Annotated in this window: 30 protein-coding genes; 13 read left to right on the top strand and 17 right to left on the bottom strand. The window is 69.4% G+C overall.

Going from position 1 to position 25200, the window contains the following annotated elements; translation table 11 throughout:
- Nucleotides 1–4 precede the first annotated feature (4 nt).
- From EGT67_RS08705 to mftA, 5 genes are all read right to left on the bottom strand, one after another.
- Entirely contained in the window at nucleotides 5–1969 is a 1965-nt protein-coding gene (locus tag EGT67_RS08705; protein WP_127915656.1) for a mycofactocin system FadH/OYE family oxidoreductase 1, read from the bottom strand.
- A gap of 26 nt (nucleotides 1970–1995) precedes the next feature.
- Complete coding sequence (mftD, locus tag EGT67_RS08700; RefSeq protein ID WP_127915655.1) at nucleotides 1996–3174, bottom strand: pre-mycofactocin synthase MftD; 1179 nt, start codon at nucleotides 3172–3174, stop codon at nucleotides 1996–1998.
- Nucleotides 3175–3262: 88 nt separating this feature from the next.
- On the bottom strand, nucleotides 3263–4480 hold the full coding sequence (mftC, locus tag EGT67_RS08695; RefSeq protein WP_127915654.1) for a mycofactocin radical SAM maturase: 1218 nt from the start codon (nucleotides 4478–4480) through the stop codon (nucleotides 3263–3265).
- A gap of 96 nt (nucleotides 4481–4576) precedes the next feature.
- Nucleotides 4577–4897 (bottom strand): mycofactocin biosynthesis chaperone MftB, encoded by a 321-nt coding sequence (gene mftB, locus EGT67_RS08690; protein WP_421958107.1) that lies wholly within the window; start codon nucleotides 4895–4897, stop codon nucleotides 4577–4579.
- A complete protein-coding gene (gene mftA, locus EGT67_RS08685) occupies nucleotides 4882–4974 on the bottom strand; it encodes a mycofactocin precursor MftA (RefSeq protein WP_127915652.1) in 93 nt (30 codons plus the stop codon). The genes mftB and mftA overlap by 16 nt, the downstream gene beginning before the upstream one ends.
- A 124-nt stretch (nucleotides 4975–5098) precedes the next feature.
- On the opposite strand from mftA, the gene mftR reads away from it, so the two are divergent.
- From mftR to EGT67_RS08660, 5 genes are all read left to right on the top strand, one after another.
- On the top strand, nucleotides 5099–5740 hold the full coding sequence (mftR, locus tag EGT67_RS08680) for a mycofactocin system transcriptional regulator (RefSeq protein WP_127915651.1): 642 nt from the start codon (nucleotides 5099–5101) through the stop codon (nucleotides 5738–5740).
- Nucleotides 5730–6533 (top strand): mycofactocin oligosaccharide methyltransferase MftM, encoded by an 804-nt coding sequence (mftM, locus tag EGT67_RS08675; RefSeq protein WP_127915650.1) that lies wholly within the window; start codon nucleotides 5730–5732, stop codon nucleotides 6531–6533. The genes mftR and mftM overlap by 11 nt, the downstream gene beginning before the upstream one ends.
- Nucleotides 6534–6692: 159 nt before the next feature.
- Nucleotides 6693–7748 (top strand): ferredoxin--NADP reductase, encoded by a 1056-nt coding sequence (locus EGT67_RS08670; RefSeq protein ID WP_127915649.1) that lies wholly within the window; start codon nucleotides 6693–6695, stop codon nucleotides 7746–7748.
- Between the two features lie 280 nt (nucleotides 7749–8028).
- Nucleotides 8029–8391, top strand: coding sequence for an SPW repeat protein (locus EGT67_RS08665; RefSeq protein ID WP_127915648.1), 363 nt, complete (start codon nucleotides 8029–8031; stop codon nucleotides 8389–8391).
- A 40-nt stretch (nucleotides 8392–8431) separates the two neighbouring features.
- Nucleotides 8432–9040: a TetR/AcrR family transcriptional regulator gene (locus EGT67_RS08660; RefSeq protein WP_127915647.1), complete on the top strand. Its 609-nt coding sequence runs from the start codon at nucleotides 8432–8434 to the stop codon at nucleotides 9038–9040.
- A gap of 16 nt (nucleotides 9041–9056) precedes the next feature.
- Here the strand turns inward: EGT67_RS08660 and EGT67_RS08655 are convergent, their stop codons facing one another.
- Together EGT67_RS08655 and EGT67_RS08650 are read right to left on the bottom strand one after the other, a co-directional pair.
- Nucleotides 9057–9824 (bottom strand): glutamate racemase, encoded by a 768-nt coding sequence (locus EGT67_RS08655; RefSeq protein WP_127915646.1) that lies wholly within the window; start codon nucleotides 9822–9824, stop codon nucleotides 9057–9059.
- A 45-nt stretch (nucleotides 9825–9869) separates the two neighbouring features.
- Nucleotides 9870–11072: an NAD(P)/FAD-dependent oxidoreductase gene (locus EGT67_RS08650; protein ID WP_206612317.1), complete on the bottom strand. Its 1203-nt coding sequence runs from the start codon at nucleotides 11070–11072 to the stop codon at nucleotides 9870–9872.
- A gap of 221 nt (nucleotides 11073–11293) precedes the next feature.
- Here EGT67_RS08650 and EGT67_RS08645 point away from each other — a divergent pair, with 221 nt between their 5' ends.
- The 6 genes from EGT67_RS08645 to EGT67_RS08620 are packed head-to-tail and all read left to right on the top strand — an operon-like array spanning nucleotide 11294 to nucleotide 14499.
- Nucleotides 11294–11782, top strand: coding sequence for an Asp23/Gls24 family envelope stress response protein (locus EGT67_RS08645; RefSeq protein ID WP_127915645.1), 489 nt, complete (start codon nucleotides 11294–11296; stop codon nucleotides 11780–11782).
- Nucleotides 11779–12117, top strand: coding sequence for a hypothetical protein (locus EGT67_RS08640; RefSeq protein WP_127915644.1), 339 nt, complete (start codon nucleotides 11779–11781; stop codon nucleotides 12115–12117). Before EGT67_RS08645 ends, EGT67_RS08640 begins: the two co-directional genes overlap by 4 nt.
- Nucleotides 12114–12293 carry a DUF2273 domain-containing protein gene (locus tag EGT67_RS08635; protein ID WP_127915643.1) on the top strand — a complete coding sequence of 60 codons (180 nt, stop codon included), beginning with the start codon at nucleotides 12114–12116 and terminating at the stop codon, nucleotides 12291–12293. The genes EGT67_RS08640 and EGT67_RS08635 overlap by 4 nt, the downstream gene beginning before the upstream one ends.
- Complete coding sequence (locus tag EGT67_RS08630; protein WP_127915642.1) at nucleotides 12286–13251, top strand: DUF6286 domain-containing Asp23/Gls24 family envelope stress response protein; 966 nt, start codon at nucleotides 12286–12288, stop codon at nucleotides 13249–13251. Before EGT67_RS08635 ends, EGT67_RS08630 begins: the two co-directional genes overlap by 8 nt.
- Nucleotides 13248–13862 (top strand): Asp23/Gls24 family envelope stress response protein, encoded by a 615-nt coding sequence (locus EGT67_RS08625; RefSeq protein WP_127915641.1) that lies wholly within the window; start codon nucleotides 13248–13250, stop codon nucleotides 13860–13862. The genes EGT67_RS08630 and EGT67_RS08625 overlap by 4 nt, the downstream gene beginning before the upstream one ends.
- 4 nt (nucleotides 13863–13866) lie before the next feature.
- On the top strand, nucleotides 13867–14499 hold the full coding sequence (locus EGT67_RS08620; protein ID WP_127915640.1) for a pentapeptide repeat-containing protein: 633 nt from the start codon (nucleotides 13867–13869) through the stop codon (nucleotides 14497–14499).
- Here the strand turns inward: EGT67_RS08620 and EGT67_RS08615 are convergent.
- On the bottom strand, nucleotides 14496–14873 hold the full coding sequence (locus EGT67_RS08615; protein ID WP_127915639.1) for a YybH family protein: 378 nt from the start codon (nucleotides 14871–14873) through the stop codon (nucleotides 14496–14498). The two genes, EGT67_RS08620 and EGT67_RS08615, sit on opposite strands and share 4 nt — an antisense overlap.
- 102 nt (nucleotides 14874–14975) lie before the next feature.
- On the opposite strand from EGT67_RS08615, the gene EGT67_RS08610 reads away from it, so the two are divergent.
- Nucleotides 14976–15866 carry a LysR family transcriptional regulator gene (locus EGT67_RS08610; protein ID WP_127915638.1) on the top strand — a complete coding sequence of 297 codons (891 nt, stop codon included), beginning with the start codon at nucleotides 14976–14978 and terminating at the stop codon, nucleotides 15864–15866.
- 39 nt (nucleotides 15867–15905) lie between these two features.
- Here the strand turns inward: EGT67_RS08610 and EGT67_RS08605 are convergent, their stop codons facing one another.
- The 8 genes from EGT67_RS08605 to EGT67_RS08570 form a co-directional block, all read right to left on the bottom strand.
- Entirely contained in the window at nucleotides 15906–17501 is a 1596-nt protein-coding gene (locus EGT67_RS08605) for an FAD-dependent monooxygenase (RefSeq protein WP_338324850.1), read from the bottom strand.
- Between the two features lie 82 nt (nucleotides 17502–17583).
- Nucleotides 17584–18774: an elongation factor Tu gene (gene tuf, locus EGT67_RS08600; protein ID WP_127915636.1), complete on the bottom strand. Its 1191-nt coding sequence runs from the start codon at nucleotides 18772–18774 to the stop codon at nucleotides 17584–17586.
- 89 nt (nucleotides 18775–18863) lie between these two features.
- Nucleotides 18864–20966, bottom strand: a complete 2103-nt coding sequence (fusA, locus tag EGT67_RS08595) for an elongation factor G (protein ID WP_127915635.1) — start codon at nucleotides 20964–20966, stop codon at nucleotides 18864–18866.
- Between the two features lie 151 nt (nucleotides 20967–21117).
- On the bottom strand, nucleotides 21118–21588 hold the full coding sequence (rpsG, locus tag EGT67_RS08590; RefSeq protein ID WP_005518273.1) for a 30S ribosomal protein S7: 471 nt from the start codon (nucleotides 21586–21588) through the stop codon (nucleotides 21118–21120).
- Nucleotides 21588–21962, bottom strand: coding sequence for a 30S ribosomal protein S12 (gene rpsL, locus EGT67_RS08585; protein ID WP_127915634.1), 375 nt, complete (start codon nucleotides 21960–21962; stop codon nucleotides 21588–21590). Before rpsL ends, rpsG begins: the two co-directional genes overlap by 1 nt.
- Nucleotides 21963–22284: 322 nt before the next feature.
- Entirely contained in the window at nucleotides 22285–22815 is a 531-nt protein-coding gene (locus EGT67_RS08580; protein ID WP_127915633.1) for a DUF3558 domain-containing protein, read from the bottom strand.
- Complete coding sequence (locus EGT67_RS08575) at nucleotides 22812–23342, bottom strand: DUF3558 domain-containing protein (RefSeq protein WP_127915632.1); 531 nt, start codon at nucleotides 23340–23342, stop codon at nucleotides 22812–22814. Before EGT67_RS08575 ends, EGT67_RS08580 begins: the two co-directional genes overlap by 4 nt.
- An 18-nt stretch (nucleotides 23343–23360) precedes the next feature.
- Entirely contained in the window at nucleotides 23361–23987 is a 627-nt protein-coding gene (locus EGT67_RS08570) for a TetR/AcrR family transcriptional regulator (protein WP_127915631.1), read from the bottom strand.
- A 220-nt stretch (nucleotides 23988–24207) separates the two neighbouring features.
- Between EGT67_RS08570 and EGT67_RS25455 the strand changes: the two genes are divergently transcribed.
- On the top strand, nucleotides 24208–24336 hold the full coding sequence (locus tag EGT67_RS25455) for a hypothetical protein (RefSeq protein ID WP_277750146.1): 129 nt from the start codon (nucleotides 24208–24210) through the stop codon (nucleotides 24334–24336).
- Nucleotides 24337–24394: 58 nt separating this feature from the next.
- Here EGT67_RS25455 and EGT67_RS08565 read toward each other — a convergent pair whose 3' ends face one another.
- Complete coding sequence (locus tag EGT67_RS08565) at nucleotides 24395–25189, bottom strand: enoyl-CoA hydratase family protein (protein WP_127915630.1); 795 nt, start codon at nucleotides 25187–25189, stop codon at nucleotides 24395–24397.
- Nucleotides 25190–25200 lie beyond the last annotated feature (11 nt).

Raw genomic sequence — 25200 nt, 5'->3', positions numbered from 1 at the left:
TCTCCTATCCCGTGACTACCTCGTGTACCGATCTCGTCGGCGACGCCGACGGTTTGGAACTCGTCGGCAGCGCCGACATTGCCGCGAGACGTCCCTCGCGGACAGCTTCGAGGACGGTCCGGGGTGCGACGCAGTCGCCGACCCGCAGCGCGTCCGTTCGGTCGATCTCCTCGTTCGGCAGCGGATGCGCACAGTCCACCAGCACCGCGCACGGAACCCGCGACACCTCGTCCGTGAACCGGCTGCGCAGCACCGCTTCTCCGGCCTCGGCCGACACCGGGACGGCCGCGAGGTGCAGTGCGATCCCGGCCCGCCGCATCCGCGCGTTCGCCCCGACGAGATCGCCGGTGGGTCCGAGCCGGGAGCCGACGATCTGGTCCGGGGTCACGATCGACACCGCCCGGCCCCGCTCGGCCAGCCACGACGCCACCGACACCGCGACGGGCCCGCCGACCGGGTCGACCACCAGCACCGGCCCCGGCTCCAGCGCGGCGCCCGCGAGGACCTGTGCGGCCGTGGTGGCCTGCACACCCGGGCCCACCGGACAGGGGACCGGACGGGTGCTGCTGCCGGTCGCGAGCACGACGGCGGAGTCCCGGGCCGCGTCGAGGTCGGCGGTCGACACGTCGACGCCGGTACGGATGTCCACCCCGAGTCGCCGGCACTCGTCCTCGAGCCACTCGACGAGGTCCGCCAGCCGCCCGCGGCCGACCGCGGCGGCCGCCGTCCGCAGCATGCCGCCCGGACGCTCCCGCCTGTCGCACAAGGAAACCCGGAATCCACGGAGGGCGAGCACCCGCGCGGTCTCGAGGCCGGCCGGTCCCGCCCCGACGACGATCGCCGGGCCGCGGTCGCCGCCGTGCACGGGTTCGGGGTCGACGGTCTCGTGTCCGGCCGACGGGTTCCCGATGCACGTGACGACCGGGTTGCGCGGGTCGCGCACCAGGCAGGTCTGGTTGCACAGCACGCACGGCCGGGGGACGACGCCGGCCCGCACCCTCGTCACGAGGTCGGGGTCGGCGATCTGCGCGCGGGTCATCTCGACGGCGTCGGCGACCCCGTCGTCCAGCGCACGCCGCGCCTCGTCCGGGTCGACGACGCTGCCCTGCAGCACCACCGGGACCCGCCCGCGCGCGGCGGCGCGGACACCCCGGCACAGGCCGACGTTGAATCCGGGTTCGGTGTGCCCGTCCGGCCGGTAGGACGTGGCCGAGTACGGCCCGCCACGCACCACGACGAGCAGATCCAGCGAATCGGCCAGTGCCCGAACCTGATCGGCGGCCTCCTCGGGCGTGACCCCCGCCCACGGGGCCTGCTCGTCACAGCTCAGCCGCAGCGACAGGACGCGCTCGTCGCCGAGTTCGGCGCGAACCGCACCGATCACCTCACGGGTGAGGCGCAGCCTGTCGGACCCGTACTCGTCGGCGCGATGGTTGGTCAGGCCCGAATGGAACTGCCGCAGCAACGACGACGCGCCCGCGTCGATCTCGACACCGTCCACGCCCGACGCCGCCGCGAGGGCGGCCGCGGCCCGGAAGCCGGCGACGAGCGCCGCGATCTCGGCACGCTCCATCTCCATCGGCAGTTCCCGCGACACCGGATCCGGGAACCGGGACGGCGCCCACAGCGCCGACTGCGACCACGCGCTCGAGCCCTGGAACCCGGTGTGCCCCAGGCCGGCGAGCACCAGCGATCCGTGCGGGCGGCACGCCTCGACGATCTCCCGCCAACCCGCGCCGCAGTCCGCCGCCAGCGGCGCCCGCTCGTACGGCCAGTCACTCGGATGGACCGACGCCGTCTCGGTGACGATCACCCCGGCACCGCCGCGGGCACGTCGTGCGTAGTACGCGACGTGCCGCGGCGACAGCGCACGGCCGGCACCGAGGTTGGTCTCGTGCGGACCGAACAGCACCCTGGCCGGGGCGGTGCGCCCGGCCAGGATGAACTGCTCGGTGAGTGTGCTGGGCATCGCGCCCCGTTCGACGCGTGCGGCTTCTAGCCGACGCCCAGGTCGCGGCGGAAGCCCTCGGGGATCACCAGATCGTTCGGGCTCAGGTCGTGAATCGACTTGTGGCCCAGGCCGAGGACCGCCGAGTCGATGCCGCCGCGGAGGATGTCGAGGACGTTCTCGACACCGGCCTGGCCGTTGGCCGACAGACCCCACAGGTAGGCACGGCCGATCATGACGGCACGGGCGCCGAGGGCGAGCGCCTTGACGACGTCGCTGCCGCGGCGGATGCCGCCGTCGAGCACGACCTCGAGCTGGTCGCCGACCGCCTCGGCGATCGCCGGCAGCGCCCGGATCGGTGCCGGGGTGCCGTCGAGGTTGTTGCCGCCGTGGTTCGACACCGAGATCGCGGAGCAGCCGGCGTCGAGTGCCCGCTTGGCGTCGTCGACACGCATGACGCCCTTGAGCATGAACGGTCCGCCCCACTGCTCACGCAGCCACGCGACGTCCTCCCACGTCGGCAGCGGGGTGCCCATCCACTGTCCGTACGCGCCGAAGAACGTGGGCGCGTCCTGGCCCGGTGCGGCCAGGTTCGGCGTCGTCAGGTCCGGCACCTTGCCGGTCTTGGCGAACTCCCACAGCCACTTCGGGCGCGTGATGCCCTCCGGGGCGAACTGGAACATCGCCTTGAGATCCATCTTCTCCGGGATCGCCGGGCTGCCCCAGTCGCGGCCGTTGGAGAAGGACCAGTCGAGGGTGATGATCAGGCCGGTCGCGCCGGCCGCGCGGGCACGCTCCATGCGCTGCAGCAGCGTGTCCCGGTCGCCCACCCAGTACATCTGGAAGAACGTCTGCGGGTTGGCCGACGCCACCTCCTCGATCGACTTGCTCGCGAACGAGCTCAACCCGATCGCGGTGCCGCGGGCGGCGGCGGCACGGGCGACGGCGACCTCGCCGTCCGGGTGCACGGCCTGCACACCGGTCGGCGAGATCATCACCGGCATCGAGATGGGCTGGCCCATCACGGTGGTCGACAGATCACGCTCGCCGCACAGGCCCGCGACGTGCGGGGCGAACCCGAGTTCGGAGAACGCCGCGATGTTGTCGTCGACGGTCAGGCCCTTCTCGGACCCGGCGACCAGCGCCGCATACACCGACTTGGGCAGACGCTTCTTCGCGCGACGTTGCGCCTCGGCAACCGTCTCGAACCACGCGCTCTTGGCCATAACGCACTCTTCCTTCGATCAGGGGGTGTGGCCGAATGTCACATGCGTCCAGTCGGATTGAACGCGTGTGACATTCGGCCATCGGGAACTACATACCGGCAAGCGGATTTTCGTCGCAGATCTTGGCCGGTGGACGGGTCAGCAGGGTCAGCGGAACCGGCGCCTGCGGCGTGCGCCGCTCGGCACGCTTACCGGTCCGCGAATGGTCCTGGCTCGACTTCGGCACGGTGCGCTCGGCCTCGAGCGCGGACGTGCCGTAGCCCTGGACGCACTCGGGGTCCGGGCCGTCCATCGGCAGGCCCGTGAAGAACTTGGCCGCCATGCAGCCGCCGCGGCACGAGTCGTAGTGGTCGCACTTGCTGCAGGCGCCGCCGGTCTGCGGTGACCGCAGATCCTGGAACAGCTCCGAGTGCTGCCACACCTGCTGGAAACCACCGTCGGAGACGATGTTTCCGGCCAGGAACTGGTCGTGGATCGCGAACGGGCACGCGTACACGTCGCCGATCGGGTCGATCAGGCACACGACGCGGCCGGCGCCGCACAGGTTGAGGCCCGGCAACGCGTCCCCGTATGCCGACAGGTGGAAGAAGGAGTCACCCGTCAACACACCCTCGCCGTTGGCGACCAGCCAGTCGTACAGCTCGCGCTGCTGCTCCTGCGTGGGGTGCAGCTCGTCCCACACGTCGGCGCCGCGGCCGGACGGGCGCAGCCGCGTGATGCGCAGCGTCGCACCGTACTTGTCGGCGAGCGTCTTGAACTCGTCGAGCTGGCTGACGTTCTCGCGGGTGACGACGACCGAGATCTTGGCGTCCCGGAAACCGGCCTCGGAGAGATTCTCGAGCGCCCGGATCGCCATGGCGAACGAGCCCGGCCCGCGCACAGCGTCGTTCACCTCGGCGGTCGCGCCGTCGAGCGAGATCTGGACGTCGACGTAGTCGCTCGCCGCGAGGCGCTCGGCCACCTTCTTGTCGATCTTGACGCCGTTGGTGGAGAACTTCACGCCCACCTGGTGTGCGGTGGCGTAGTCGACGAGCTCCCAGAAGTCCGAGCGCACGGTCGGCTCGCCGCCACCGATGTTGACGTAGAAGACCTGCATGCGCTGCAGCTCGTCGATGATCGACTTGCACTGCTCGGTCGAGAGCTCGCGCGGGTCCCGGCGTCCGGAGGACGACAGGCAGTGCACACAGGACAGGTTGCACGCGTAGGTGAGTTCCCACGTGAGGCAGATCGGAGCATCGAGGCCGAGTTCGAACTGGTCGACCAGTCGCCCCACCTTGGGAGCAGGAGGCTCGAGAACTGAGGTCATGGCTGAAATCCTCGAATCAGGCTGAATCCTCGGAACAAACGGTCGGGAAATTCAGGGATGTCTGGTTGGGTGCAGAGCGTGAGAAGGAGAAGCAGATCAGGACGGCACGATCATGTGCGAGTCGGCCAGGGTCTCGAGGGCGCGCAGATACGGCCGCGCCGCATCCTCCTCGATGCCGTTGGCCTGGAGTGCTGCCCGCACATTCCGGTGCTCGGGCAGGGATTCGACGATCGCGACGATGGCCCGGTTCTTCAGGAACGACAGCTTTCGCGTCCCGAAGTGGTAGAGCAGCGCCCCGAAAGGTTCGGGGCGCAGCGCCACCTGCGGGTGAAGCTTCCACGCCGCGTCGAGATCGATCGTGCCGACCGACGAACTGCCGCCGGCGACTTGTTCGGACACGATCAGTACACGCCGCACATGCCGTCGATGGAAACCTCTTCGACGAGGGACTCCTCGACGAGCTGGCTCTCGGTGACACTCTGGCGATCGGACATCGATTCCTCCTCCAAATCGGACCCCGGGACCGGAGTCAGAGGCCATAGTGACTGCTTCACTGTGACTCGGTTCACCACTGTAATGGCATCGGGTGCACAATGACTAGTGAAGGAGGTCACACAGGTGCGAAGCCGTAGGAACCCGTCGTCGCGGATCGGCCGACGGCCGACGACCACGCGCGACCGGATCGCCGCGGTCGGGATCGACCTGTTCGCCACGCGCGGATTCGACGACACCAGCGTCGACGACATCGCCGAGGCCGCAGGGATCGCACGTCGCACGTTCTTCCGGTACTTCCCGTCGAAGAACGCAGTCCCGTGGGGCGACTTCGACGCGCACCTGTCCGAGATGCGCACCCTGCTCGCCGAGATTCCCGACGACACGCCACTGCTCGACGGCCTGATCTCGGCACTGTTGGCGTTCAACACGTTCCCGCCCGAGGTCGCCGCGGCTCACCGCGAACGCATGCGGCTGATCTTCGTGGTGCCGGCCCTGCAGGCGTACTCGGTGGTGATGTACGACGGCTGGCGCCGGGTGATCGCCGAGTACGTCGCGCGCCGGATGCGACTCGACCCCACCGACCAACTCCCCCGCACCGCCGGGTACCTGCTGCTCGGCGTCGCCCTCGCTGCCTACGAGACCTGGCTGACGGACGACTCGCTCGACCTGATCGACCTGCTCACCGACGGCAGTCGGATCCTCTACACCAGCCTGAACGACATCGACGAAACTCTGCTGAACGGGACCGCCCACCATGACGCTTGACTCGCTCGCCCCCTGCCCGCCCGGCCTGTGGTCGCACGACCACGTCACCGTCGAGCGCGTCCCGAGCGGACCCATCACGCTCACCCGCTCGGGCGACGCGCTCCACGTGCGGCACTCGCTGGGACCGGAGTCGCTCAGCGAACGCCTGGTGGCGGAGGTGACCGCGTCGATCGGCGACGCCGACTTCGGTCAGACCGAGTTCGAACTGACGATGGTCGGACTGGTCCGCTCGACGGTGCCCGACGCCCTCGGGTCGTGGACCGCCTACTACCGCAACTCGCTCGCCGAACTCCTGGACGGCACCGCGGACTTCGCGCCGATCCACGACAAGGCCGCCGAACTCGTCCGCGGCAGCGTGCTGGATCTGGGATCGTGCTTCGGCTTCCTCCCGCTGCGCCTCGCCGGTGCCGGTGTCCCCGTCACCGCGACCGACATCCTGCCGGGCACGATGACGCTGCTCGACGCGGTGGCACCGACGCTCGGCCTGTCCGTCGACACCCTGGTGTGCGACGCCGCGAACGTGCCGGTGCCCGACGACAGCGCCGACACCGTCACCGCCGTCCACCTCCTCGAGCACGTCGACCCCGACACCGGGGCCACCGTCGTCGCCGAGGCGCTGCGGATCGCGCGCGAGCGCGTCGTGGTCGCGGTGCCCTACGAGGACGTCGCGACGGCGTGCCACGGGCACGTGCGTACATTCGACGCCGACGCGCTCCGGGCGCTCGGCGCCTCGACCGGACGACCGTTCGAGGTTTTCGATCATCACGGCGGCTGGCTGGTCCTCGAGGCCTGACCGCTCGAGTGTCCGATTCGGCGCTCGAGAACGCTCCCGATCAGCGGGAGCCGAAATCGGAGAATTACCATCGCCCCGGTAGCGTCGCTACGCTGCTACGCTGAAACTAGAACACGTTCTAAACGTTCTAGGCTGATCCACGAGAGGACCAGAGTTCGCATGACCACTATCGATGTGCCGCACAGCTCTCGATCCGCGGTGCTCACCGTGTCCGGGGTGATCGAGGAGACCCCCGACTCGCGGTCGTTGGTCTTCGACGTCCCCGCGGACATGAAGAGCAAGTTCCAGTACAAGCCCGGCCAGTTCCTGACGTTGCGCATCCCGAGCGACCTGACTGGCTCGGTCGCCCGCTGCTACTCGCTCGCGAGCTCGCCGTTCACCGACGACGCCCCCAAGGTCACCGTCAAGCGCACCGCCGAGGGCTACGGCTCCAACTGGCTGTGCGACAACGTCTCGGTCGGCGACCAGATCGAGGTGCTGCCCCCGTCCGGCATCTTCACGCCGAAGTCGCTCGACCACGACTTCCTGCTGTTCGGCGCGGGCAGCGGCATCACGCCCGTCATGTCGATCCTCAAGTCGGCGCTGACCGAGGGCAAGGGCAAGGTCGTCCTGGTCTACGCCAACCGCGACGAGAACTCGGTGATCTTCGCGGCCGAGCTGCGTGAGCTGGCCGCCAAGTACGCCGACCGCCTGACGATAATCCACTGGATCGAGTCGCTACAGGGCCTGCCCACCGCCGCCCAGGTCGCGACCCTCGCCGCGCCGTTCACCTCGCACGAGGCGTTCATGTGCGGCCCCGGCCCCTTCATGGACACCATCCACGACGCCCTGGCGCAGGCCGGCATGCCGCGCTCGCAGGTCCACGCGGAGGTCTTCAACTCGCTCGCCGGCGACCCGTTCAAGGACGTCGAGCTCGAGGAGGTCACCGCGGAGGAGGCCGCCGACGCCGCGACCGTCGAGATCGAACTGGACGGCGAGACGCACAACCTGAGCTGGCCGCGCAAGCAGACGCTCGTCGACGTCATGCTGTCGAAGGGCCTGGACGTGCCGTACTCCTGCCAGGAGGGCGAGTGCGGCTCGTGCGCCTGCACCGTGCTCGAGGGCAAGGTCGAGATGGAGCACGCCGGCGTCCTCGACGAGGAGGACATCGCCAACGGCTACATCCTGGGCTGCCAGGCCAAGCCGGTGAGCGATCACCTCAAGATCGAGTTCTGACACTCGACATCCGCTCGCAGAAGGGCCCGACCCCGCCGTCCGGTGGGGTCGGGCCCTTTCGCATGCAGCGCACCCTCCGGCCTTCCGGCCGAATGTCACATGCGTTCCGTCGAACTGAACCGATGTGACATTCGGTCACAGAACCGCGCCCTGAACTGCACGAATCCGTCATCGAAGTGCAACCCGGACATATTGATCGGCCGGTCAGTCAGCGTGACACTGAAGCCGAGGACGCGATCCTCTATCCCCTTTTCCGAGGCCTATCCCCAGGAGGCGGGTCATGAAGGCTTCAACTCGTTGGCAGGACTACGCGGCCGTGATCATCGGCGCGTTCGCGGCGCTCTCGCCGCTGTGGCTCTCGACGAACACCGGCGCGCGGTGGTCGCTGATCGTGCTGGGCGTGCTCACCGCCCTCGCCGGCCTGGCACACATGGCCCGGCCCGGGATGGCGGCGGCGGACTACGCGATGGGCGTGCTGGGCGTGCTGCTGTTCATCTCCCCGTGGGTCATGAACTTCCACACGATGACCGGGGCGGCGTGGACGGCCTGGGTCGTCGGCGCGCTGACCGTGGTGGTCTCCGTGGTCGGCATGCCCGCGATGAGCGCACGAATGCACGGACACGGAGGCGTTGCCGCGCACTGACAACCACCGAGAGACGACCCGACAGACAGCGAACCACGCCATGCCGCACCGTCGGCGCAGCGCCAGGATCGACGGGGACGCGCGCGCGAAGATCCTCGACGCCGCCGAGACCCTGATCGCGGACCGCGGCTTCGACGCCACGTCGACGGCCGCGGTCGCCGCGGCCGCCGGGGTCCCGAAGGGCCTCGTCTTCTACTACTTCCCCACCAAACCCGACATCCTCACGGCGCTGCTCGCCGAGCGCCTCCCCGCCGAACCCCTCGACGACATCACGCCGCTGGTCGCCCCCGGCGATCCGGCCCGGAGCCTGGTGAACCTCGACGACGCCCTCAACCTGCGGGACCACGACTCGTCGGTGATGCGGGTGATCATCTGGCGCGAGGCCGAGACCCACCCCGACGTCCGGAACTACCTGCGGCGGTTCCGGACGTACCTGCACGAGGCGACGGTCCGGATCCTGCAGGCCAGCGCGGTCGCCCCGGTGCGTCCGGGCACGCTGCGGGCCTGCGCGAACGCGTGGGTCGCGGCGATGTTCTCGGCCGCCAGCAACGACCGGATGCGCGACCTCGACGACATCCCCCGGCTGCACCACGACGAACTCGACACCGTCGCGCAGGTCGTGGCCGCGGGGATGGCCCAGATGGGCTGAACCGGGGACGGCGAGTTCAGCGGGACGGCGCTGCGAGCAGCAGACGGCCGGCGTCGAAACTGGCGGCGCTGACCGGCAGCTCACCGCGGGTCCCACTCAGCAGGACTTCGACCGTGCCCTTGCCGGTCGAATCGCGTCCCAGGGCGTCGATGCGCCGCAGGGTCTGTGCCGCGACGGCCTCGGCGCTGTCGAACAGCACGACGCCGTCGGGCAGGTGGGCCGCGATCTCCTCCGCCACCAACGGGTAGTGGGTGCAGCCCAGCACCACCCCCGTGACGTCGCCGGGGGTACGGGCGGCCGCCGACGCGATCGCCTCCCCGACCGCATCGATGTCGCCCCGGTCGATCGCGTCGGCGAGGCCGTGGGCAGCCACACCGACGACCGAACTGCCGTTGGCGAACTGTTCGACGAGGTTCGCCTGATACGCGCTGGACGTGGTCGCGGCCGTCGCCCAGATCGCGACCGAATCGCACATCGCCGCGGCCGGCTTGATCGCCGGGACCGTCCCGATCACGGGAATGCCGGAACCCAGGTCGGCGCGCACGTGCTCGAGGGCCGTGACGCTGGCGGTGTTGCACGGCAGCACCACGACCTCGGCCCCGCGGTCGACGGCCCGGCGGGCGGTGCCGACGACACGGTCGATCACCCACCGCTCGTCGCGCGGACCCCACGGGGCACCCTCCGGGTCGAGGGAGAGCATCAGGTCGAGGTCCGGACGCAACCGACGCAACCACGCAGACGTCGGGAGAAGTCCCAGACCCGAGTCGATGAGCGCAACGATCACCCGACAAATCTAGCCCGGTCTACTTCCGCCGGGTCGGGCAGGCGGTCAGGCCGGGGTGGACTCGAGCAGCTCCGCGATCGGTGCGCCGGCGGCGATCTTCGCCCGCATCTTCATCACCGCGCCGGCCGAGCCCAGGCCGACGACCGCGGTCAACACACCACCGCGCGAGTAGTAGGCCACGAACTTGCGCCCGTCGTCCTTGACCATGTGGACGTCGTCGTCGGGCGAGACCGTGCCGAGGGCCTGGATCTTGAGGCCGTACTGGTCACTCCAGAAGTAGGGGACCTGCGCCGGCGCACCCGGGTCGCCCGTTCCGGTCAGCGCCCCCGCGAGGATCTTCGCCTGGTCGCCGGCGTTGCTCCAGTGCTCGACGCGCTTGTGCCCGCCGAGCTCGTGCCGCCACGCCGCGACGTCACCGATGGCCCACACGTGCGGATCGTTGGTGCGGCCCACCTCGTCGCACAGCACCCCGTTGCCGATCTCGATGCCCGAGCCGTCGAGCCAACCCGTGACCGGCACCGAACCGATGCCGATCGCGACGACGTCGACCGCGAGCTCGGTGCCGTCGGACAGCACGGCGCCGCTGACGCGCCCGTCGCCGGTGAGGGCCGCGAGCCCGACCCCGGCCCGGACGTCGACGCCCTCCTCGGTGTGCAGACGCCCGACCAGCTTGCCGATCCGCTCACCCAGCACCGACGCCAGCGGGGCCGGCTGCGGCTCGAGGAGCACGACGTCGAGCCCCAGGGCCCGCATGCTGGCCGCGAGCTCGCACCCGATGAAACCTGCGCCGACCACGAGCGCACGCGCACCCTCGCGCAGGTCGGCGCGCAGCGCGCGGCTCTCGTCGACCGAACGCAGCACGTGGACGCCTTCGAGGTCCGGCAGGCCCGGGATGCGGCGCGGGGTCAGCCCGGTCGCGATGATCAGCTCGCCGTACGCGACCTCGCCGCCGTCGGCCAGGTGCAGCACCCGGCGCTCGCGGTCGACGCCCGTCGCGGCCGTGCCGAGGCGCAGGTCCACCCGATGCTCGTCGTAGAACTCCTGCGGACGCAGCGTCGTGTCGTCGTTCTCGCCCCGGACGACCTCCTTCGACAGCGGCGGCCGGTCGTACGGCAGGTGCGGCTCGTCGCCGACGACGACGAGTTCGCCGTCGTACCCCGACTGCCGCAGTTCCTCCGCGGCGCGGACGGCGGCCAGCCCGGCCCCGACGATCACGACCGGACCGACGGCCTTGTCACTACTGGTCATCCCTGCCAACCCCTCCGTCACCACACGCGACACCTCATCCGGCGTCCCACGCGAGCACGCCACATTTGGAACATGTTCTACCAAATCCGCGGGGTATCGGGTACCCGCCGGGTCCGGGACGTGTGGAACCGCTGCGCGTCGCACCCCATGCGGTGGCGGCACTCATTACAGTTGGACGGGAACCGGGCCGACGCGGGAACGGGACCGGGCGAGGAGCGACGATGACCACTGATCCGGGTGCAGGTGTTTCGGGCACGGAGGGCGGACGAATCCGGTTCGGCGGATCCACACCCGAACTGATCGACTCCCAGGGCAAGACGATTATCGCGGACGCGGTCGTCGCGAAGATCGCGGGCATCGCCACGCGGGAGATCAGCGGCGTCTACGACGTCGGCGGCGGCACCGCCCGCGTCGTCGGAGCGCTCCGCGATCGCATACCCGGCGCCCGGGTCAACCACGGGCAGGGCGTCGCCGTCGAGGTCGGCGAGAAGCAGGCCGCCATCGACATCGGCATCGTCGCCGAGTACGGAGTCGCCCTCCACGAACTCGCGGCCGGGATCCGGCGCAACGTCATCGCGGCCGTCGAGAACATGACGGGCCTCGAGGTGACCGAGGTGAACATCACCGTCTTCGACGTCGTCCTGTTCGACGAGGACGAACCGGGCGCCGGCGACACGAAGCCGGGCGACACCAAATCGCGAGTGCAGTGACCGAGCCTGCGACACAATCACTTTCGACGGCCGAGCGCGCCGCCGAGGCGGCGCTCGCCGTCGCGGGGGTGACGGGTCTGCACGGCGGCGAGTTCGGCACGGTCGCCACCTACCTCCCGGGACGACGGGTCACCGGCATCCGGATCGACGATGACACCTGCGCGGTCCACGTCACCGTGTGCTATCCGGCCGACCTGTTCGCGACGGCCGAGCGCATCCGCGCCGCCGTCCGCCCGGTGGTGGGCGTGCCGGTCGACGTGACGATCGAGGACCTCGACGATCTCCGTGAGGACTACGCGGACTACACAGCCGACCAGACGGGACCGGAACGATGACCAGCACAGGTATGGGACTGATCGCGGGACTGCTGCTGGCGCTCGCAGGAATCCTCGGCGGCTTCAGCGGATTCGTGTTCGCGGTGCTCCTCGGCGCGGTCGGGATGGCGATCGGCGCCCACCGCGACGGCCACCTGGACCTCGGAGCCCTGCTACGGTCCCGCGGCCGTGGCTGAGTCCGACTCCGCCACCGCGTCACCCGACGCGACCGACGAACCGGGCTCGCGCGGACGCCTGATCATCAAGGACCGCGCGATCGAGAAGATCGCGACGACCGCGGCCCTCCAGGTGCCCGGCGTCGTGCAGCAGGGCGGCGGGCTCACCCGGTTCACCGGTCGCGATCTTCCCCGCGCCGACGTCTCCACCGGCACCCGGTCGGTCGCGGTGAGCCTGTACCTCGGGGTGCGCTGGCCGTGCGACGTCGCCGAACTGACCCGACGGGTCCACCGCGAGGTGGGCGATCAGGTCGAGAACCTCACCGGCATGCCCCTGCACCAACTGGGGGTGCTCGTCGCCGGCACCGACACCGCGGCGCCGGGCGACGCCGACGTCGGCGAGTGCCCCACTCCTGTGCCCGCGCCGACCGTCACACCTCCCCGAACCCCGACGGCGGCGCCCGCCGCCGTCCCCGCGGCCGTCGCGATCGCCGTCGGGCTTCTCGCGCTCGCCGCAGTCGCGGCCCGCGAACTGCTCATCGCCCGCGGGGCGATCTCCGGTGCGCCGTGGCTGCGGAACACCTTCGAGTGGGTCGGGCGCCTGCACTGGGAGCAGTGGCTCGTCCCCGCGTCGATCGCCGCCCTCGCCGTCGGGATCCTGTTGGTGCTGCTCTCGCTCGCGCCACGCACCCGCACACACGTCCCGGCGCGGATCGGGGCGGAGGCCCCCGCCGTCTGGCTGCGACCGGTCGACGTCGCGCGAATGTGCAGTGCCCGCGCCGGCACGGTGGCCGGGGTGTTCACCGCGCACACCACGGTGGACCGTCGACGCGCGACCGTGCACGTGGTCACCGCGCCCGATCTCCCCGCCGGCGAACTGCGCGACGCCGTGACGGACGCCGTCCGAGCGCAGCTCGCGGTACTCGACCGGCCACTGAAGCTGCGGGTGCGGATCAAGCGGTCGCGGAGCGAGTCGTGAAGCGCGGCGCGGCGGCACTCAACCGCCTGCTCGTCCTGGTCGTCGGACTCGCGCTGGCCGCGGTCGGCGCAGCCGCGCTCGCCTGGGATCGCGACGTGGAGACGGTCCGAAACGCCGTGTCCCGCATCGACCGTGACCGGATCGCCGCGGTACCCGAACAGACTTGGTGGCACTGGGCACTCGGTGTCACGGTCGCCGTCGGGGTGATCCTGGGCATCGTCGTGCTGGCGGTCGACCTCACCCGGCGACGCGCCGCCCCCAGCACGATGCTCGAGACGAGCACCGATACCCCCGTCGCGATCGACCTCGGTCCCATCGCGGGCGGCGTCGCCGCCGAACTGCAACGGCTGCCCGGCGTTCGGCGGGCCCGTGGGCGGGCCGTGTCCGACCGCGGACTGGCCACGCTCCAGGTCACGCTGGACGCCGACCCGCACTCCGACATCGCCGCACTCGTCCGCGACGCCGAACGCGTCGCCGCGACGACGACGTCCGCGCTCGGCGGGACCGCCGTCGCCGACGTCGCCGTCCGCGTCCTGCTGCACCTCGACCGCGCCGACCATCCCCCGGCCCCGACCCCCGAACAGTCGGCGCCCGTCGACGGAGGAGACTGACACGGTGAGTGACACGCAACCCGACCCGGCCGCCGACGACACCGAGTTCGAGCGCGAGGACTTCTCCGACGCGTGTTTCGCCGGTGAGACCTGGCGCCGCCGCACCTACACCGGGTGCGACTTCCGGGACGCGGATCTGTCGGGACTCGTCACCGAGAACGTCACGTTCACCGGCTGCGACTTCACCGGTGCCGACCTCACCGGATCCCGGCACAGCGGCACCGCGTTCCGGAACTGTCACTTCGAGTACACCCGCATGTGGGACAGCACGTTCCGGCACTCGAGCTTCATGGGTTCGGTGATCCGGGAGTCCCGGATCCGCCCGCTCACGCTCGAGGAGGTGGACTTCACGCTCGCGTCGCTCGGCGAAGTCGATCTCCGCGGCGCCGACCTCTCCGGGTGCCGACTGCGGGAGGCCAACCTCGTCGACGCCGATCTCCGCAAGGCGAACCTGCGCGGCGCCGACCTGACGGGCGCGCGCACCGCCGGACTGCGCCTCGACGACGCCGACCTCGAAGGCGCCCGCGTCGACCCGTCCCTGTGGACGTCCGCGAAACTCGCCGGCGCCGCCATCGAACTGACCCAGGCCGTGAGCTTCGCTGCCGCGCACGGCTTGCGCGTGGCGGTCGGCGACTAGCGGTCGGCGCCGGGGGTGACGAACTCCGGCTGATCGAGCACCCGCAGCCAACTGCCGTCGGCCTGCCGCCGGACCACCTGTGCCCGGGCGCCCGCCCCGTCCCGCGGCGGCGTCGAGGTCAGCGCGAGGTCACCACTCACCAGCGTCGGGAGCGGGGGTTCGGGTTCGAAGCGCGGCGCATGGCTGAGCACCTGTGCCCACAGGTCCCGGATCGCCGCGCGGCCGACCGTGAACGATCCCGGCGGGTAGGCCATCACCGCATCCTCCTCGTACAGCGCGGCGACGCCGTCCGCGTCGCCGGCGTTCGAGCGCTCCACGAACAACCGGGTGAGGTCCTCTGGGGTCATCGCCTGCTCGACATGCGCCTTCGTCATCGTTGTGTCCTCTCGTGTGCGTCCGATCCGTCACTACGAGCGTCGGTCATTTCGAATAAGAAATCCAACAGATAGTTCTGCTCGAAACTAGAATCCACAGTTATGGAACTTCGTCAGCTCGAGTACTTCGTGGCGGTCGCCGAGGAAGCCAACTTCACCCGTGCCGCCGCGCGCGTACACGTCAGCCAGTCGGGCATCAGCGCACAGATCCGCCAGCTCGAGAACGACCTGGGAGCACCCCTGTTCGACCGCTCGACGCGCATCGCCACACTCACGGTGGCCGGCGAGGCCGCCCTGGCGCACGCCCGCGCCGCGCTGGCCGCAGCCCGCGCCGTCCGTGATGCCGTCGACGACGTCAACCAGCTGGTCCGGGGTCGGCTCGAGGTCGGCATGGTCACGGCCTGCACCGTGACGCCACTGTTCGACGCCCTGTCCGCGTTTCATCACGCGCATCCGGGCGTCGACGTGAGCCTGACGGAGGACAACTCCGATCGACTCGTCGACGGCGTACGCGGCGGGACCGTCGACCTGGCTCTCGTCGGGGTCGCTGGCGACACGCCCACCGATCTGGACTCGTTCACGCTGGTGCGTGAGCGGTTGGTCGCCGCGGTGCCCGCCGGTCATCCCCTGACCCGGCTGTCGTCGGTGACGCTGGCCGACGTGTGCGCTCATCCTCTGGTCGCGCTGCCGGCGGGCACCGGCATCCGCACCGTTCTCGAGCAGGGGTGCGGAGAACTGCGCTGCCGGGCCGACGTCGCGCTGCAGGCCAGCGCCCCCGATGCCGTGGCCGACCTCGCGGTCCGCGGGCTGGGCGTCGCGATCCTGAGCGAGTCCATGGCGGCGGCGTACCCGAACCTCGACTCGCGGGTGATCACCGACGTCCCTGTCGACGCCGTGCTGGCACTCGTGTGGAAGCAGGAACCCTCGCCCGCGCTGCGCGAACTCCTCACGCACACCCGGCGCGCGTTCGGGGAGCACGTCCCCTCCTCGTGACGTCGTCCCCGGGAGGCAGGTTCCGGTGTGTCCCGACGGTCACGGGGCGCCCGTCCAGGAACGGTATGCGGTCTCCCAGCCCGACGGGCCTCGGTCCTGCAGGCTCGGACCGGCCCATGCGATGTATCCGTCGGGGCGGACGAGCAGCGCCGGGCCGCTGTCCCGGCGTCGGGCATGCACGACGTGGTCGGGCACACCGGTGGGCGCGGGGGCGGCGCCGTTCTCACGGACCAGCACGAAGCCCGGGTGCTCTCTCTGAACCGCAGTCAGCCGCCCCGCGTGCAGCGGTACCTCGGTGGCGCGCCTGCCGGCCAGGCGGTGCTGATCTCGGCCCCGGGGATAGCGCAGGGTCACGCCGGAGAAGCTGCCCGCGATCATGTCCCGCGCCGGCGCGAACCGTGAGAGCAGCGGCGCGAGCGTGTCGCGCAAGGCACGGGCGGGGGCGGGTTCCAGGGTGACAGCGCGCATCATGAGGCCGCTCTGCAGGACGACCCGCTTCCCCACGGGATGCCGCTCGTGCTGGTACGAACTGAGGACTGCGGGGTCTGCGCCCGACAGCACGGCATCGAGCTTCCAGGCAAGGTTGGCGGCGTCCTGGATGCCGGTGTTCATCCCCTGACCTCCCATCGGGGAGTGCACGTGCGCGGCGTCGCCCGCCAGGAACACGCGCCCGTGTCGGTAATCGGTCACCTGCCGCTCGTCGCAGTGGAAGCGGGACGACCACGAGAATTCCTCCACTCCGACGTCGCGCCCCATCGCGCGACCGAGGACGGCGATCACCTCGTCCTCCTCCACCGGGTCGGTGTCGGGAAGGGGTCGGGCCCGGTCCCAGGTCATCGATCTGAACCATCCGGGCCGGGCCTTGCCGTAGGGCGCCAGGAAGCCGAAGCAATCCCTGGTGGTGCCGAGTGTGAGGCCGGCGCCGTCGGGACCCGCGCTCAGCCGGACATCGGCCAGCGCCACGGACGACAGCACCGTCTTGCCGGGAAAATCGACCCCGAGGAGTCGGCGGACCGTGCTGTGGGCGCCGTCCGCGCCCACGACGTACTCGGCTCGCCACACGTCGCTGTCGACGCCGCCCTTCGGGCGAGACGTGACCGTCACGCCACTCCGATCCTGCGCCAGACCCGACACCTCCGAACCACGCAGCACCATCGCCCCTTGGGCTTCGGCGTAGCGCGTGAGGGCTCGGTCGACGACGGTCTGCGGGGTGATCATCACGAACCGGTATCGCGACGGCAGGTTGCTCAGATCGAGCGCCGCGCCGGCGAACAGATTGACGCGCGAAGCAGTGCCGGCGTCCGCCAGCAAGTCGTCAGCGAGACCGCGGCTGTCCAGCACCTCGAGGGTGCGGGGCATGGTGACGAAGGCCCGGCTGGACGGATTGATCGACGGCCACCGCTCCAGGACCACGACCTGACGGCCGGCACGAGCGAGATCCCCCGCGACGGTCATCCCGGTGGGTCCTCCCCCGATCACCAGCACCTCGGTCTCGTGCCTGGCGAGGGATTCGCGAGAGGGCATCGCCGCTCCTTGTCCGACGCCGGAAGCCGGCGCGTTCTCGGTCCCGGTTTCCGTCCAGCCTAGGGCGAGCCTGAACCCAGGTCCCGCGAACAAGTCCGCCGCATCCCCCACCCGGACCGATTCCGGCCCTCGAAACGCCGAAGGGCGCCCACTCCCGAAGGAGTGAGCGCCCTTGGCGTCAGTGAGAACTAGCTCACTTGATGATCTTCGTGACGCGACCGGCGCCGACGGTGCGGCCACCCTCACGGATCGCGAAGCGCAGGCCCTCGTCCATGGCGACCGGCTGGATCAGCACGACGGACATCTCGGTGTTGTCACCGGGCATGACCATCTCGGTGCCCTCGGGCAGGGTCACAACGCCCGTCACGTCAGTCGTACGGAAGTAGAACTGCGGACGGTAGTTGTTGAAGAACGGCGTGTGGCGGCCGCCCTCGTCCTTGGACAGGATGTACGCCTGGCCCTCGAACTCGGTGTGCGGGGTGGTGGTGCCGGGCTTGACGACAACCTGGCCACGCTCGACGTCCTCGCGCTTGATGCCACGAACCAGCAGACCGACGTTGTCGCCTGCCTGGCCCTGGTCGAGCAGCTTGCGGAACATCTCGATGCCCGTGACCGTGGTCTTGGTGACATCGGGACGGATGCCGACGATCTCGACTTCCTCGTTCACGTTGACAACGCCACGCTCGATACGACCGGTGACGACGGTGCCACGACCGGTGATCGTGAAGACGTCCTCGACCGGCATCAGGAACGGCTTGTCGGTCTCACGAACCGGGTCCGGGATGGACTCGTCGACAGCGTCCATCAGGTCCTCGATGGACTTGACCCACTTGGCGTCGCCCTCGAGGGCCTTCAGAGCCGAGATCGGGATGACCGGAGCGTTCTCGTCGAACTCCTGGCCGGCCAGCAGCTCGCGGACCTCCATCTCGACGAGCTCGAGGATTTCCTCGTCGTCGACCATGTCGGCCTTGTTCAGGGCGACGAGGATGTAGGGCACGCCGACCTGGCGGGCGAGCAGCACGTGCTCGCGCGTCTGCGGCATCGGGCCGTCGGTGGCCGCCACGACCAGGATCGCGCCGTCCATCTGAGCCGCGCCGGTGATCATGTTCTTGATGTAGTCGGCGTGACCGGGGGCATCGACGTGAGCGTAGTGACGCTTCTCCGTCTGGTACTCAACATGCGAGATGTTGATCGTGATGCCGCGAGCCTTCTCCTCGGGAGCCTTGTCGATCTGGTCGAACGCGAAGCTCTCGTTGAGGTCCGGGTACTTGTCGGCGAGCACCTTGGTGATGGCCGCGGTGGTCGTGGTCTTGCCGTGGTCGACGTGACCGATGGTGCCGATGTTCACGTGCGGCTTGGTCCGCTCGAACTTCGCCTTCGCCACTGGATGTCCTCCTGGACTGATTGTGCTTGCGGTATGCAGCAGTGCGGTTGGTTATTACGTTGGTCGTGCTTCGGCCGACGAAACCGAGGTTACTCGCCGGTCGCCTTGGCGATGATTTCCTTCGAGACGTTCGCGGGAACCTCTGCGTAGGAATCGAACACCATGGAGAAGTTCGCTCGACCCTGGGTCTTCGACCGCAGGTCACCGATGTAGCCGAACATCTCCGAGAGCGGAACCAGCGCCTTCACGACACGGGCACCACTGCGTTCCTCCATGGCCTGGATCTGGCCACGGCGGGAGTTGAGGTCGCCGATCACGTCACCCATGTAGTCCTCGGGCGTGGTGACCTCGACAGCCATGAGGGGCTCGAGAATGACCGGGCCGGCCTTGCGGGCGGCTTCCTTGAGCGCCTGCGAACCGGCGACCTTGAAGGCCATTTCCGAGGAGTCGACGTCGTGGTAAGCGCCGTCGAGCAGGGTCAGCTTCAGGTTCACGAGCGGGTAACCGGCGAGAACACCGTACTGCATCGCGTCCTGGGCACCGGCGTCGACCGACGGGATGTACTCGCGCGGAACGCGACCACCCGTGACCTTGTTCTCGAACTCGTAGCTCGCGCCGTCCTCGCCGACGAAGGGCTCGAGGGCGATGATGACCTTTGCGAACTGGCCCGAACCACCGGTCTGCTTCTTGTGCGTGAACTCGTGCTTCTCGACCGGCTTGGTGATGGTCTCACGGTACGCAACCTGCGGCTTGCCGACGTTGGCCTCGACCTTGAACTCGCGACGCATACGGTCGACGAGGATGTCGAGGTGCAGCTCGCCCATGCCGCCGATGACGGTCTGGCCGGTCTCCTCGTCCAGCTCGACCGAGAAGGTCGGGTCCTCTTCCGCGAGCTTCTGGATCGCGGTGCCCAGCTTCTCCTGGTCGGACTTGGTCTTGGGCTCGATGGAGACCTGGATGACCGGGTCCGGGAACGTCATCGACTCGAGGACGATCGGGTTCGCCTGGTCGCACAGGGTGTCACCGGTCGTGGTGTCCTTCAGGCCGATCATCGCGTAGATGTGGCCGGCCACGGCCTCGTCGACCGGGTTCTCCTTGTTGGCGTGCATCTGGAAGAGCTTGCCGATGCGCTCCTTCTTGCCCTTGGTGGCGTTGAGCACCTGGGCACCCGGCTCGACACGACCCGAGTAGACGCGCACGAAGGTGAGCTTGCCGAAGAACGGGTGCGCCGCGATCTTGAAGGCCAGAGCCGAGAAGGGCTCGTCCTTGCTGGGCTTGCGGACCAGCTCCTCTTCCTCGTTGTTCACGGCGTGGCCGTGGACCTCGCCGATGTCCAGCGGGTTCGGGAGGTAGTCGATGACCGCGTCGAGCATGGGCTGAACACCCTTGTTCTTGAACGCGGAGCCACACAGCACCGGGTACAGCTCGGAGTTGACCGTCATCTTGCGGATGGCGCCCTTGATCTCCTCGACCGTGAGCTCCTCGCCGCCGAAGTACTTCTCCATGAGAGCTTCGTCGGACTCGGCAACGGTCTCGAGCAGCTTCTCGCGGTACTCGGCGGCCTTGTCGGCCAGATCCGCGGGGATCTCCTCGATGGTGGGCTCGGCACCGGTCGGCACGACGCCGCGCCAGGTGATGGCCTTCATCTCGACGAGGTCGACGACACCGTCGAAGTCGTCCTCGGCACCGATCGGCAGCTGGAGAACCAGCGGCTTCGCGCCGAGGCGATCGATGATGGTCTGCACGGTGAAGTAGAAGTCCGCGCCCATCTTGTCCATCTTGTTGACGAAGCAGATGCGCGGAACGTCGTACTTGGCAGCCTGGCGCCAGACCTGCTCGGACTGGGGCTCGACGCCCTCCTTGCCGTCGAACACTGCGACAGCGCCGTCGAGGACGCGCAGCGAACGCTCGACCTCGACCGTGAAGTCGACGTGGCCGGGGGTGTCGATGATGTTGATCTGGTTCTTGTTCCAGAAACAGGTCACAGCAGCGGAGGTGATGGTGATACCACGCTCCTTCTCCTGCTCCATCCAGTCGGTGGTCGACGCACCGTCGTGGGTCTCACCGATCTTGTAGTTCACACCGGTGTAGAAGAGGATGCGCTCGGTGGTGGTGGTCTTGCCGGCATCGATGTGCGCCATGATGCCGATGTTGCGGACCTTGTTCAGGTCGGTCAGCACTTCCTGTGCCACAGGATTCTTCCCCGCTCGTTGATCGTGTCGGCCCTTCTGGGGCCACGTCTCTTTTTCTTGTCAGCCGGCCCGGTGACGGAACCGACACAGTAGTGACAACGCCAGGCCGAGGGATTCGGTGCCCGGAAGGCTCCCTCGGCCTGGCGGGGTGTCACCAGCGGTAGTGCGCGAACGCCTTGTTGGCTTCAGCCATCTTGTGGGTGTCCTCGCGACGCTTCACGGAAGCGCCCAGGCCGTTGCTCGCATCGAGAAGCTCGTTGGCGAGACGCTCGACCATGGTCTTCTCACGACGAGCGCGCGAGAAGGTGACCAGCCAGCGCAGGGCCAGCGTGGTGGAGCGGCCGGGGCGAACCTCGACCGGCACCTGGTAGGTGGCGCCACCGACGCGACGGCTGCGGACCTCGAGGGCGGGCTTGACGTTGTCGAGCGCGCGCTTGAGGGTGACGACCGGATCGGTGCCGGTCTTCTCGCGAGCCTGCTCGAGGGCACCGTAGACGATGCGCTCGGCGGTGGACTTCTTGCCGTCCAGCAGGATCTTGTTCACCAGCTGGGTGACCAGCGGCGAGCCGTAGACCGGGTCGGCGACGAGCGGGCGCTTGGGAGCGGGGCCCTTACGTGGCATTAGCTCTTCTCCTTCTTGGCGCCGTAACGGCTGCGAGCCTGCTTGCGGTTCTTGACACCCTGGGTGTCGAGCGAGCCGCGGATGATCTTGTAGCGCACACCGGGGAGGTCCTTCACACGACCGCCGCGGACGAGCACCATCGAGTGCTCCTGCAGGTTGTGGCCTTCACCCGGGATGTAAGCGGTGACCTCGACGGAGCTGGTGAGGCGCACACGTGCGACCTTCCGCAGCGCGGAGTTCGGCTTCTTCGGGGTGGTGGTGTACACGCGAGTGCACACGCCACGACGCTGCGGGCTGCCCTTCAGGGCCGCGGTCTTGACCTTGGCGGCCTTGTCGCGGCGGCCCTTACGGACCAGCTGGTTGATGGTTGGCATGTATCGGCTTTCTTCGTTGGTTCCAGACTGCTCAGACGAGCAACACTGGCTGTTCTGAAATTAGGGATCCATCGGTTGGGGCAAGAAAGCTGCTGCCCCGCACCCACCCCGCGCGTGCACACGAGGTCGGGCGTGTCGCGTACCCCCACACAGGCAACCGGATGCTCGTACCTGCAGAAACCTCACGGAAACTCCAGAAACACGCGCACGCCAATGCCTCGCATAGGCACACAGATCGGCCCGAGCACGTCGGACACGACCCCCAACGATACCTGGCGGCTCCATTCGAGGTCAAAGCGGGCCCGGGGTCCGGACGAGGACGTCAGGCACTCAGATCGAGCGTCAGTTTCGCCAGCGTCGCCGCCGCCTCACAGGGATCGGGATGCCCCGCACCCTGGTACTGCACCCACCAACCGACGACGCCCGAGACGGGGCTGCCGGTGGAGATCCCGCACGCGCCGGGATCCTGCGGCTGCCTCGACAGCACCGCACGACGACCGTCGACACTGGCGTCCTCGACCGTGTAGCCCAGCCGCCGCGACGTCTCGCGCTCGACATCGAGCGCACCCGTCTCGAACCAGTCGAACGTCACCCGCACCGGCCCGGACGGCCCGGTGACGGACCACCGACAGATGGCACCGAAGAAGCCGCGTTCGATCGCGCCGCCGCCGACGACCTCGGCGATCTGGTCGCGGTCGACGGCGTCACACTCGGTGAGCAGGGCCGCGTACTCGGACGACGAGCCCGGCGCGGTCGCCCCCTCCGGGACGGCCGTGCCGTCGACGGCGGCGCCGCAACCGGAGAGCACGAGGACGCCGGCGATCGCGGCAGCCGGGATCGCGCGGCGCCTCACTTCGCCGCCCTCTCCACCGTCAGTTCGGCGAGCCGGCGGGCCGCCCGGCACGGATCCGCAGTCGGCGCGGCTTCCGCATAGGCGATCGACCAGTGCACGAAGTCGTCTCCGAACTGCACGCCCAGCTCGCACAGCCGGCTCGAGAGCGAGGCGACGAACCCGGGGTTGCCGTCGATCTCGATGTCGGTGGCCGGACGCCCGATCAGTTCACTGCCCGCGCGTTCGCGTCCGATCGGGCTGCCGCGGTACCAGGAGAACGACACGTGCGGGGAACGCTGTCCGTCCTGCGCGGACAGCTGCCACTCGCAGCCCACCGAATTGCGGACGACGGTTCCGAAACCGGGAACGCCGAACGCCTGCGCGACCTCGTCGTCGGTGACGGATCCGCATTCGCCGAAGAACGGGGCCGCGCCCCGCGCGGTCGACACCGACGCGTCACCGGACGCCTCCTCGGATTCCGCGCCGCCGCAACCGGCGAGCAGCAGGCCGGCCGCAGCCAGCAGCGCACCCACCAGCTTCTTCGGCATGGAGCGGAACTGTACCGGCTACGGCAGTGAGGCCGTGGGTGACGACGCGGCGGCGATCGAACGCAACCCGGCGTCGAGCTGGGCGGCCCAGCAGCGCACGATCTCGGCGCGCCGCCGCGAGTCGTCGGTCAGGACGTCGGCGAGGCCGAGTCCGCGGGCCAGATCGAGGGTGGCCTGGACGAGTCCACGAACGGCGGGGTCCGAGTCGTCGACGCCGAGGCTCTCGACGGCGGTGCGGTGCGCGACGCGACCGAAGCGCTCCTCGAGCGGGAGCACCCGCGCGCGCAGTTCCGGGTCGGCGGCCGCGGCGGTCCACACCTGCAGCGCCGCCTTGAACAGCGTGCTCGTGTAGTAGTCGACGAGCCGCGCGACCACGGCCTCGGTGCGGTCGGCGCCGTCGGGCAGTTCGGTGGCCTCCCGGTGCGCCTGCTCCATCCGGCTGTCGAACATGAACTCGAGCGCCGCGGTGATCAGGTCCTCGCGGGTCGGGAAGTGGTGCTGTGTGGCGCCGCGCGAGACGCCGGCCCGCTGCGCGACGACGGCGACGGTCGTGGCGGACCAGCCGAACTCGGCGAGGCAGTCGACGGTCGCCTCGAGGAGTCGATGCCTGGTGAGGCGGCTCCGATCCTGTTGTGGTGCGCGCATCCCGTTCGCTCTCCTGTCGCCCTCACCGGTGTCTGCCGGTCGTCGTGGTCAGTGGCTGCACCGCCTTGTGGGCGGCGTGCGGATCCCTAGAGTAGCGACCCTTGAAGTTAGGGTAACCTTCATCACAAATTTATTGCAGAAGGGCCTCGGCCACGTTACAAATTCCGCAAGGAAGGGTGCCCTTCCTTTCTTCCTCCCAACAACTCACAGGAGCAAAATCATGGGTTCTGCCGAGCTCGTCGACTTCTTCGACTTCGTCACCGACTTCGCCGGCTACGCCAGCGACCTCATCGGCGCCCTGAGCTTCTTCGCCGGTTCGCTCGACACCGTTTCGGGCATCTTCGGCTGAGCCGACGCCCCGACCACTGCGGGGTCCGTTCCGTGACGGAACGGACCCCGCAATCGCCTCACCCGCCGGCGGCCCAGCTCGGCGACCGCTTCTGCAGGAACGCCGTCATTCCTTCGACGGCCTCCTCCGAGCCGAACAGCCGGGCGGACTGCGCCGCCAGGTCCTCCGCGTAGCGATCGAAGTCGGCCAGCATCCGCATCGTGGTGAGCTTCTTGGACTCGGCCAACCCCTGCGGCGAGCACTTCCGCAGCGCCGCCGCCAGTTCCGCCACCACCGCCGTCGGATCCTGAACGGCCTCGCTGATCAGACCGATCGCCTCGGCCTCGTGCGATCCGAACTTCTCCCCGGTCAGGAAGTAGCGTCCGGCCGCGCGCGAGGTCAGTCTCGGGACCACGGTCAGCGAGATGATCGACGCCGCCAGGCCCAGCCGCGCCTCGGTGAGCGCGAAGGTGGCCTCCGGTCCGGCGACCACGATGTCGCAGGCACCGACCAGTCCCATGCCCCCGGCCCGGACGTGCCCGTCGATCCGACCGATCACGGGCTTCGGCAGTTCGACGATCGATCGCAGCAGTTCCGTCATTTGTCGGGTGCGCCCGGCCGCCAGTTCCGCCGGGTCCGAGTCCGCGGCCCCGCTCGCCTCCGACAGGTCCGCGCCCGCGCAGAAGGTGCCGCCCGTGTGGGTGAGCACGACGGCCCGCACCGTCTGGTCGGCCGCGGCCTCGGCCAGGCCCCGCCGCAACTGTTCGACGAGCCTGCCCGAGATCGCATTGCGGTTGTGCGGCGAGTCCAGGGTGAGCGTCGCGACGCCGTCGGCGACGTCGTAGCGGACGAGGAGATCCGTCGTGTTCGTCATGTCGGCCACCG

The sequence above is a fragment of the Prescottella agglutinans genome, assembly GCF_004011865.1.
GTDB classification, from domain to species: Bacteria; Actinomycetota; Actinomycetes; order Mycobacteriales; family Mycobacteriaceae; genus Prescottella; species Prescottella agglutinans.
This window is presented reverse-complemented; position numbering and strand designations above follow the sequence as displayed.

Coding starts and splice junctions, on each gene's coding strand:
- EGT67_RS08705 (WP_127915656.1), bottom strand. CDS start 1,969: ATGCCCAGCACACTCACCGAGCAGTTCATCCTGGCCGGGCGCACCGCC.
- mftD (WP_127915655.1), bottom strand. CDS start 3,174: ATGGCCAAGAGCGCGTGGTTCGAGACGGTTGCCGAGGCGCAACGTCGC.
- mftC (WP_127915654.1), bottom strand. CDS start 4,480: ATGACCTCAGTTCTCGAGCCTCCTGCTCCCAAGGTGGGGCGACTGGTC.
- mftA (WP_127915652.1), bottom strand. CDS start 4,974: ATGTCCGATCGCCAGAGTGTCACCGAGAGCCAGCTCGTCGAGGAGTCC.
- mftM (WP_127915650.1), top strand. CDS start 5,730: ATGACGCTTGACTCGCTCGCCCCCTGCCCGCCCGGCCTGTGGTCGCAC.
- EGT67_RS08670 (WP_127915649.1), top strand. CDS start 6,693: ATGACCACTATCGATGTGCCGCACAGCTCTCGATCCGCGGTGCTCACC.
- EGT67_RS08665 (WP_127915648.1), top strand. CDS start 8,029: ATGAAGGCTTCAACTCGTTGGCAGGACTACGCGGCCGTGATCATCGGC.
- EGT67_RS08660 (WP_127915647.1), top strand. CDS start 8,432: ATGCCGCACCGTCGGCGCAGCGCCAGGATCGACGGGGACGCGCGCGCG.
- EGT67_RS08650 (WP_206612317.1), bottom strand. CDS start 11,072: ATGACCAGTAGTGACAAGGCCGTCGGTCCGGTCGTGATCGTCGGGGCC.
- EGT67_RS08645 (WP_127915645.1), top strand. CDS start 11,294: ATGACCACTGATCCGGGTGCAGGTGTTTCGGGCACGGAGGGCGGACGA.
- EGT67_RS08635 (WP_127915643.1), top strand. CDS start 12,114: ATGACCAGCACAGGTATGGGACTGATCGCGGGACTGCTGCTGGCGCTC.
- EGT67_RS08615 (WP_127915639.1), bottom strand. CDS start 14,873: ATGACGAAGGCGCATGTCGAGCAGGCGATGACCCCAGAGGACCTCACC.
- EGT67_RS08610 (WP_127915638.1), top strand. CDS start 14,976: ATGGAACTTCGTCAGCTCGAGTACTTCGTGGCGGTCGCCGAGGAAGCC.
- rpsG (WP_005518273.1), bottom strand. CDS start 21,588: ATGCCACGTAAGGGCCCCGCTCCCAAGCGCCCGCTCGTCGCCGACCCG.
- rpsL (WP_127915634.1), bottom strand. CDS start 21,962: ATGCCAACCATCAACCAGCTGGTCCGTAAGGGCCGCCGCGACAAGGCC.
- EGT67_RS08575 (WP_127915632.1), bottom strand. CDS start 23,342: ATGCCGAAGAAGCTGGTGGGTGCGCTGCTGGCTGCGGCCGGCCTGCTG.
- EGT67_RS08570 (WP_127915631.1), bottom strand. CDS start 23,987: ATGCGCGCACCACAACAGGATCGGAGCCGCCTCACCAGGCATCGACTC.
- EGT67_RS25455 (WP_277750146.1), top strand. CDS start 24,208: ATGGGTTCTGCCGAGCTCGTCGACTTCTTCGACTTCGTCACCGACTTC.
- EGT67_RS08565 (WP_127915630.1), bottom strand. CDS start 25,189: ATGACGAACACGACGGATCTCCTCGTCCGCTACGACGTCGCCGACGGC.